This window comes from Anaeromyxobacter sp. SG17, from assembly GCF_022690695.1.
Classification (GTDB): domain Bacteria; phylum Myxococcota; class Myxococcia; order Myxococcales; family Anaeromyxobacteraceae; genus Anaeromyxobacter; species Anaeromyxobacter soli.
The window spans coordinates 10478-18621 of the sequence record NZ_JALCYX010000078.1; the positions used below are offsets into that span (position 1 = coordinate 10478).

General features: G+C 75.7%; 8 protein-coding genes and 1 pseudogene. 7 read left to right on the forward strand and 2 right to left on the reverse strand.

Annotated features, from left to right (window positions below; all coding sequences use genetic code 11):
• The first annotated feature begins 199 nt into the window (after positions 1-199).
• The 4 genes from MNY60_RS20060 (at position 200) to MNY60_RS20075 (ending at position 4937) form a co-directional block, all read left to right on the forward strand.
• On the forward strand, positions 200-862 hold the full coding sequence (locus MNY60_RS20060; RefSeq protein WP_242361588.1) for a 1-acyl-sn-glycerol-3-phosphate acyltransferase: 663 nt from the start codon (positions 200-202) through the stop codon (positions 860-862).
• On the forward strand, positions 859-1602 hold the full coding sequence (locus MNY60_RS20065; RefSeq protein ID WP_242361591.1) for a lysophospholipid acyltransferase family protein: 744 nt from the start codon (positions 859-861) through the stop codon (positions 1600-1602). Before MNY60_RS20060 ends, MNY60_RS20065 begins: the two co-directional genes overlap by 4 nt.
• Positions 1599-2279: a metallophosphoesterase gene (locus MNY60_RS20070; RefSeq protein ID WP_242361594.1), complete on the forward strand. Its 681-nt coding sequence runs from the start codon at positions 1599-1601 to the stop codon at positions 2277-2279. The genes MNY60_RS20065 and MNY60_RS20070 overlap by 4 nt, the downstream gene beginning before the upstream one ends.
• Before the next feature lie 120 nt (positions 2280-2399).
• Positions 2400-4937, forward strand: coding sequence for an MMPL family transporter (locus tag MNY60_RS20075; protein ID WP_242361597.1), 2538 nt, complete (start codon positions 2400-2402; stop codon positions 4935-4937).
• A 279-nt stretch (positions 4938-5216) separates the two neighbouring features.
• Here MNY60_RS20075 and MNY60_RS20080 read toward each other — a convergent pair whose 3' ends face one another.
• Both MNY60_RS20080 and MNY60_RS20085 read right to left on the reverse strand, forming a co-directional pair.
• Positions 5217-5594 carry a response regulator gene (locus MNY60_RS20080; RefSeq protein ID WP_242341338.1) on the reverse strand — a complete coding sequence of 126 codons (378 nt, stop codon included), beginning with the start codon at positions 5592-5594 and terminating at the stop codon, positions 5217-5219.
• A 112-nt stretch (positions 5595-5706) separates the two neighbouring features.
• A complete protein-coding gene (locus MNY60_RS20085; protein ID WP_242356426.1) occupies positions 5707-6333 on the reverse strand; it encodes a DedA family protein in 627 nt (208 codons plus the stop codon).
• A gap of 160 nt (positions 6334-6493) precedes the next feature.
• Here MNY60_RS20085 and MNY60_RS20090 point away from each other — a divergent pair, with 160 nt between their 5' ends.
• The 3 genes and pseudogenes from MNY60_RS20090 to MNY60_RS20100 all read left to right on the forward strand — a co-directional run.
• Positions 6494-6850, forward strand: a complete 357-nt coding sequence (locus tag MNY60_RS20090; protein WP_242341340.1) for a ferritin — start codon at positions 6494-6496, stop codon at positions 6848-6850.
• Complete coding sequence (locus tag MNY60_RS20095) at positions 6847-7659, forward strand: family 1 encapsulin nanocompartment shell protein (protein ID WP_242341341.1); 813 nt, start codon at positions 6847-6849, stop codon at positions 7657-7659. Before MNY60_RS20090 ends, MNY60_RS20095 begins: the two co-directional genes overlap by 4 nt.
• Before the next feature lie 3 nt (positions 7660-7662).
• A pseudogene (locus MNY60_RS20100) lies at positions 7663-8144 on the forward strand (hypothetical protein); the annotation flags it as partial.

The following is an 8144-nucleotide window of genomic DNA, read 5'->3' on the forward strand; positions in this document are numbered from 1 at the left end:
GCGCATGAGTCGCAACCCGACCACGCGCGAAGCGAGCCCGCCGGGGCGCCACCGCGACAGCGGCGAAGCCGCGCGCGGTGGCGCACGGGACCCGGCGAGCCGGGGTGGGCCCCCGACGAGCTCTGCTCGGCGGGGCGGGGGCGCAGCCCCCGTCAGAACATCTCGCTTTCCCCGGACCTGGCGGCAGACGGCGGTGCTCGTGCCGCTCGCGCGCGCGCTCCGCCTCTACTACCGCCCGCGCGTGCACGGGCTCGAGGCGGTCCCCGCGGACCGGCCGGTGATCTACGTCGCGAAGCACCCCCGCACCTGGCTCTACCTCGAGACGATGCTGCTCGGCCTCGTGTCGTTCTGGGACACGGGGCGCGTGCCGTTCCGGCCGATGGAGAAGCGCGGCACCTCGCTGCATCGGCTGCCGGCGCTCGGCTGGGTGCGCCGGCACGTCGGCACCATCGAGGCGACGGAGGAGGCCGCGCTCGCGGCGCTCGCGGGCGGCGAGTCGGTGCTCGTCTTCCCCGGCGGGGCGCGCGAGCTGTACGGGCCGGCCGACGCCCTCGACTGGAAGGGGCGGCGCGGCTACGCGCGCATCGCGGCGCGGGCGGGCGTGCCCGTCGTGCCGGTCGCCATGGCGGGCGCGGACCAGCAGCACCCGCTGCGCCTCCCCCTCGGCCGCGGGCACAGCGCGTGGCTCCCGCCCCTGCCGCTGCCGGTGCCGCTCGACTACTGGTTCGGCGCGCCGCTCGCCCCGCCCGCCAGCGCCGAGGCCACCCTGGTCGGCGCCTTCGCCGACGCGGTCGCCGCGGCGACCGAGGCGCTCGTCGGCCGCGCGTCGGCCGCGCGCCGCAGCCCCTGGAGCCTCACGTGACGTCTCCCGCCGCGCCGCCGCCCCCCATCGACGCGGAGCGCTGGTACTACCGGGGCGCCTACCTCCCCTGGGCGCGGGCGCTCTCCGGGTACCACCGGATGACGCTCGAGGGGCCGCCGCCGCCGGAGGGGCCGTGCATCTACGTGGCCCTGCACGGCGCGGGCTACCTCGTGCTCGACCTCGTGCTGGCCGGCTACCACATCGCCTGGAAGCGCTGGCACGAGCGCGGCGGCCCGCGCACGCCGCTCCGCATCGTGGCGGCCGAGTCGCGCATCGAGAAGGCGCTGCCGGGCCTGCCGGTGCTGAAGCGCCACTTCGGCCTCATCGACCCGAGCGAGGAGAGCTGCCTCGCCGTGCTCCGCCGCGGCGAGCAGCTGCTCGTGACGCCCGGCGGGATGCGCGAGGCGCGACCGGCGCGCGACTTCTACCGGCTCCGCTGGGACGGCCGCCACGGCTTCGTCCGACTCGCCCTCGAGGCCGGCGTGCCGATCGTGCCGCTCGCGGTGGTGGGCGGCGCGGAGGCGTACCCCGGCTTCCGCGTGAAGCGGCTCTCGTTCTGGTCGCCGCTGCCGCTGCCCGCCCGGCTCCAGGCCGCGCTCGGTGAGCCGATCCCGGTGCCTCACGCGCCGGGGCGCGGGCGGGAGCGTGCGCTCGTCGAGCCCCTCCACGCGCTCGCGCGCGAGCGAACGCAGGCGCTCTACGACGCGCTCCTCGCGCGGCGAGGAGCGAGCGGGCGGTGACGATCTGGATCGCGAGCGACTGGCACCTCGCGCCGCAGACCCCGGTCGCGTCGCGAGGGCTCGCGCGCGCGTTCCTCGCCCGGGCGCGGGAGGCGGGCGTCCGGGTCGTCCTCAACGGCGACGTCTTCGACGTCCTCTTCTCCGGCGAGGGGAGGGCCGAGGCGGCGCACCCCGAGGTGGTCCGCGCGATCGCCGCGCTGTCGGCCGAGGGGAGGCTCGAGCGCACGGCGGGGAACCACGACCCCGCCGCCGGTCCCGAGCAGCTCGTGCTCGACGCGCCGGCGATCGGGCGCGTGCTCGTCGCGCACGGCCACGCCGCGGACCCGATCAGCCGCTCGCCCATCGGGCGGCTCGGCGACGGCATCTCCCGCCGCTTCGGGCGGCTGACGCTCGTCCGCGGCGCCGCGCGCACCGTGGAGGCCCTCGCGCGGGTGGTGGCCGAGGAGCGGATGCTCGCGATGTTCCGGCGCCGCTGCCTCGCGCTCGTCGCGCGCGAGGGGTGCGCGCTCGGCGTGTTCGGCCACGTGCACGTCCCCCACCTCCGGCCCGGCGACGCCTACGCGAACGCCGGCGGGCTCACCCCGGACGCGCTCTCGTACGTCGTGCTCGGCGAGGAGGGGGGCGCCCGGCTGGCGCGGCTCGACGCGAAAGAGGCCGCGCGCATCCTCTCCGGGTGACCGGGCGACCCCGGGAACAGCGGGGGTCTGCTGGAATCAAACCGGGGTGAAATGCGGTAGAACACCTGCCCCTGGCGCGTGTGCCCACCGGACGCCCGGGAGAAGGATACGTACCCGACCATGCGACCGTTCGAGCGCTGGGTCTGCTTCGCAGACCGCCACCGCACCCTCCTCCTCACCGTCTGCGCCGTGCTGGCGCTGGCGGGGGGCGTCGGCGCGGTGCGGCTCTACAGCGACCTGCGCCCGGACCTGTCGGAGCTGCTCCCCGCCACGAGCAAGAGCGCGGTCGATCTGGAGAACGTCACCGCGCGCGTGGGCGGGTTCGCCGAGCAGACGGTGATCCTCTCGGGCGCCGACGCGGTGACGCTCCAGCTCTTCGCCGACGATCTCGCCGAGAAGCTCGACGCCGCGCCGAAGGAGCTCGTCCGCTGGGTGGAGTACCGGGTGGACGAGATCGCCGACTTCTACCGGCCGCGCCTGCTGCTCTTCCCGCCGAAGGCGGAGCTCGAGCAGCTGCGCGACGTGCTCGCGGGGCGCGTCGCCTGGGAGCAGGCGAGCCGGGAGGGCAAGGCGGAGGGCGCGGCGCCGGACGTGGAGGGGCTCATCGCGAAGCTCGGCGGCGACCGCAAGGAGCTGCTCGGCCGCTTCCGCGAAGGGTACACGATGGGTCAAGTGCCGGTCCCCGGAAGGCCCGGCGAGAAGATGACGATCCTCGCCATGATCGTCCGGCTCGGCTCGACTCCCGGAGACTACGGCAAGGTCGCGGCGCTGAACGAGCTCGTCCGCAGGACGGTGAAGGAGCTCGATCCGAAGAAGTACGCGCCCGCGCTCGAGGTGAACTACGGCGGGTACGTGACCTCGACCGTGATGGAGCACGACGCGCTCGCCGAGGACCTCGTGTGGGCGACGCTGCTCGTCATCCTCGCCGTCGCGGCGGCGGTGGCGATCTACAACCGCACCTGGAAGGCCGTGCCGGCGGTCGGGATCCCGCTCCTCGCCGGCGTGCTCGCGACGTTCGGCGTCGCCGAGCTCGCGGTGGGGCACCTCAACTCGAACACCGCGTTCCTCGGCTCCATCGTGGTCGGGAACGGCATCAACGTGGGCCTCATCCTCTTCGCGCGCTACCTCGAGGAGCGGCGGCACGGGGCCGGGCCGATCCCGGCCATGCAGACCGCGGTGGGGGCGACCTGGCTCGCGACGCTCACGGCCGCGCTCGCGGCCGGCGTCTCCTACGCCTCGCTGCTCTCCACCGACTTCCGCGGCTTCAACCAGTTCGGGCTCATCGGCGGCGTGGGGATGGCGCTCTCCTGGCTGTTCTCCTACGTCATGACGCCGCCGCTCGTCCTCGCCTGGGAGCGGCGCTCGCCCATCACGCGCGAGGGCCAGCGGCCGTCACGCCCGATCTTCACGCTCGCGCTCTCGCACCTCGTCGAGCGCGCGCCGCGCGTCACCGCGCTCGTGGCGGTCGTGCTCTCGGCGGTCTCGGTCCTCGCCATCGCGCACTTCGCGAAGGACGCGCTCGAGTACGACTTCCGCAACCTGCGCGACGCCTCGGCGATGGAGCGGGGCGGCCCGGGCTGGTGGGACGCGCGCGTCGACGACCTGTTCGGCGAGCACCTCACCCCCACCGCCCTCCTCGCGAGGGACGAGGCCCAGGCGCGCGAGCTCGCGCGCCGCATCGAGGACCACCGCCGCGCGACCCCGGCGACCACCATCGGCTCGGTGATCTCGATCGAGGCCTTCGTCCCCCCTGACCAGGAGGAGAAGCTCCCGGTCGTGCGCGAGATCCGCGCGCTCGCGACGCGCGAGAACCTGTCGTTCCTCCCGCCGGACAGGCGGATGGCGGTCGAGGCGGTGCTCCCGCCCGCGGACCTCCGGCCCTTCGGCGTGATGGACCTGCCCGACGTGCTGCGGCGCCAGCTCACCGAGCTGGACGGGCGCGTGGGTACGCCCGTGCTCGTCTACCCGTCCGGAAAGATCGACGTCTGGAACGGGCGCGACGTGCTCCGCTTCACCCAGGAGCTGCGCGGCCTCGGCCTGCCCGCCGACGCGCCGGTGGCGAGCTCGCTGCTCGTCTTCGCGGACGTGCTCTACGCCATCCAGGCGGACGGCCCGCGCGCGACGGTCCTCTCGCTCGCGGGCGTCGTGCTGCTCGTGCTCGTGGCGTTCGGCCTCGGCAAGCGTTCGGTGCGCTCCCTCGCCGACGCCGGCTGGGTGCTCGCCTCGCTCGCCGTGGGCGTGCTGTGGTTCGGCGGGCTCGCCGGCGTGCTCCACCTGCGCCTCAACATGCTGAACTTCATCGCGCTCCCGATCACCTTCGGCATCGGCGTCGACTACGCCACGAACATCTTCCAGCGGCGGCGCGTCGACAACGCGCGCTCGATCTCCGACATCCTGCGGACGACCGGCGGGGCGGTGGCGCTCTGCTCGCTCACCACGATCATCGGCTACGCCTCGCTCCTCGTCGCGCGCAACCAGGCGCTGTTCTCGTTCGGCCTGCTCGCGGTGCTGGGGGAGCTCGCCTGCCTCGCGGCCGCGCTCGTCGCGCTCCCCGCCGTCTTGCGCTGGCGCGAGCGGAGCGCGGAGCGCCCCGGCGCGGACGCCGGCCGGGGCGCAGGGTCGGACGAGACCGGCGTCGATCTGCGGGCGGCGCGGTGAGCGCTCGGCCGCCGGGTGAGATGCCGGTGAGAGCTCGCGAACGGGCGAGCGAAGCGAGCCCGCCGGGGCGGGGGCGGGGGGCCGGGGCCCCGCGCGCCGGCCGGGCCGCGGGCCCCCGGCCGGCGAAGCCGCTCGCGGCGGCGCACGGGACCCGGCGAGCAGGGGTGGGGCCCCGACGAGCTTCGCTCGGCGGGGCGGGGGCGCAGCCCCCGTTCGAACATCCCTAAACGACAGCGTGATTCGCGTCACCGAAGGTGAGCGCGAATCACGCACTGTCGTTTAGGCAGTCTCTGCCGCGCCGACGCGCTGCAGCGCCCACTCGAGCTGCTCGCGCGAGAAGGGCTTCTCGAGGAACGCCTCCGCCGCGGGTCGCGTCTTCGTGGCGCGCTCGCCGCTCATGGCGATGATCGGCACGCGCGCGAAGCGCGGGGTGCGGCGAATGCGGGCGACGAGGTCGTGCCCGGTCATGCGGGGCGTGTAGAGGTCGGCCAGGATCGCGACGGGCCTGGGTCCGCGGGAGAGCATCTCCCAGGCCTCGGCGCCGTCTCGCGCCACGGCCACCGAGAAGCCCGCTCGCTCGAGCAGCGCCCGGATGGCTTCACGCATGCCCGAGTCGTCCTCGACGAGCAGGATCCGACGGATGATCGTGGCTTCCACGCCGGAAACGTAGGGAGCCCGCACACCTGCGGCGAGGCCACGCACCGACGGGGACGGCCGCGCCGGCGCGGAGCGCGAGGCCGCCCGGCGCGAGCGCGCGCGGCGTGCTCCCTCAAGGCTCCGCGCGCGGGGCGCGCCGGGCGCGGACGCGCCAGGTGAGGGCGAGGGAGGCCGCGATCGCGATCGCCACGGCGGCGGGCCAGGCGCTGGCCAGCGCGCCACCGCCGCCGACGCGCTCGTAGCCCGCGCCGAGCGCCCAGCCGATCCAGAAGTAGAGCGTCGCCCACACGAGCCCCGCGACGAGCGTGCCGAGCGCGAACGTCGATTGCCTGAGCCGCAGCGCTCCGGCGACCACCGTCATCACGATGCGGAGCCCGGGAACGAGGCGGCCGAGCACGACCGCCGGGGCTCCGCGCCGGGTGAGCCACGCCTCGAGCCGCGCCTCGCGCTCCTCGGTGTAGCCGAGGCGCCGCGCGAGGCGGACCAGGAGCGGGCGGCCCGCGTGGCGCGACACGAGGTAGAGGAGGGCCGCGCCAAGGACGGTCGCCGTCGTGACGACCGCGGCGGTGGGCGCGAACGCGGCGCGCCCGCCGTGCGCGAGGAACCCCATCGCGGCGATGAACAGATCTCCCGGCAGCGGCAGCGGGACCCCGGCCTCCTCCACGAAGATCACCGCGAACAGGCCGGTGTACTGCCATCGGGCGAGGAAGTCGGCAGGGCTCTCCACGGGAGGACTCATGCCATGGAACCGCTCGCCAAGGAACTCGCTTCCCGCCGCGGGTCGGATCCTCTCGCGGCGGCGCGGGGCGTCTATCGTCCACTGTCCGTATGGCCCCCCGGACGCGGTGCCGAACGGCCCGGGGCTTGGCGCCGCCGCCCCGGCTGCGCACTCGTGCAGGATGGCCGGCGCATCGCAGGGATGGCACGAGCGGGAGGAGCTCCTGTCCGCTCGCACGAAGGACCTTCACCGGGCGCTCGTCTCGCTCCAGGAGGAGCTCGAGGCGATCGACTGGTACCAGCAGCGGGTCGACGCGATCGAGGACCCGGAGCTCCGCGAGATCCTCGCGCACAACCGCGACGAGGAGAAGGAGCACGCCTCGATGATCCTCGAGTGGATCCGCCGCCACGACCTCGCGTTCGCCCGGATGCTGAAGGAGCACACCGGCCACGCCGGACCGATCGTGACCGAGGAGGACGCGGCGAAGACCTCCGCCGAGGCGGGCGGCGAGGCGCCGCGCGAGAAGGGGAAGCGATGACCAGCTGGCAGGATCGAGAGAGCGCCCCGTTCGAGCAGGAGGTCTGGGATCGCATCGACGCCGTGGCGCGGGGTGCCGCGGACGAGGTGCGGGCCGGCCGGCGGCTCCTCGAGGTGGTGGGGCCGATCGGGTTCGGCGCGCGCGCCGGCGTCGCGGAGGACCTGCCCCTCGGTGAGGAGCCGGAGGGCGCCCACGTCCACGTGCCGAAGGTGCGCCCGCTCCCGGTCATCCACCGCACCTTCGCGCTGGGCGCGCGCGCGATCGAGGCGGACGTCGCCTGCGGCGAGCCGCTCGTCCTCTCCGAGGCGTCCGAGGCGGCGCGGCAGATCGCGCGCGCCGAGGATCGGATCGTCTTCGAGGGGCTGCCGCGCGCAGGCGTGCGCGGGCTCCTCGGCCACGAGGGCGCGGTCGAGCTGCCGGCGGGCGACTGGAGCGATCCCTCCCGGACCGCGGACGACCTGCTCGGTGCCCTCGCCCGGCTCGACGCGGCGGGCCGGCACGGACCCTACGCGGTGGCGGTCTCGCCGGGCCGCTTCTACCAGCTCCTGCGCCCCTACCCGGGCACCGCCCTCACGCCGTACCAGCAGCTCCAGCCCGCGTTCGCGGGGGGCATCGTGAAGGCGCCCGTGCTCGAGGACGGCGCGGTGGTCGTGATGCGGACAGCGTCCGGTCCGCGCATCATCGTCGGCCAGGAGCTCGCCGCGGCCTACGACGGACGGGAGGGAATCTTCCACCAGATCTCGCTCGTCGAGTCGGTGACCCTCATGCCCGGCGTGCCCGGCTCGGTCGCCGTCCTGCGCGGCCGCTAGCCCATGGCCCGCCGCCGCGCAGGCGAGGGCGGTCTCCCCGGCGGCGAGGAGGTGGGCAGGCTCCTCGCGACGTCGCCGTCGCGGTTCACCGCCGAGCGGGACGCGCTCGCGCGCGCCCTCGCCGAGCGCGGGGACGCCGCGGGGGCGGCCGCCCTCCGCAAGGTCCGCCGTCCGGTCGGGCTGGCCTGGGTCCTGAACCGCGTCGCCCGAGAGCGGGGGCACGAGATCGAGGCGCTGCTCGAGGCGGGCGATCGGCTCCGCGCCGGGCAGCGCCGCGCGCTCGCCGGGCAGGGGGCGGCTGCGCTGCGCGAGGCCGAGCAGGAGCTCCGGACGGCGGCGCGCGCGCTGCGCGGGCGGGCGGCCGAGGTGCTCGCCTCCGAGGGGCGCCCGGCGAGCCCGGTCGCGCTCGCGCGGGTGGAGCTGCTCCTGCGGGTCGCGGCGACGGCGCCGGGCGGGGCTCGCGAGGCCCTCCGCGCCGGGGCGCT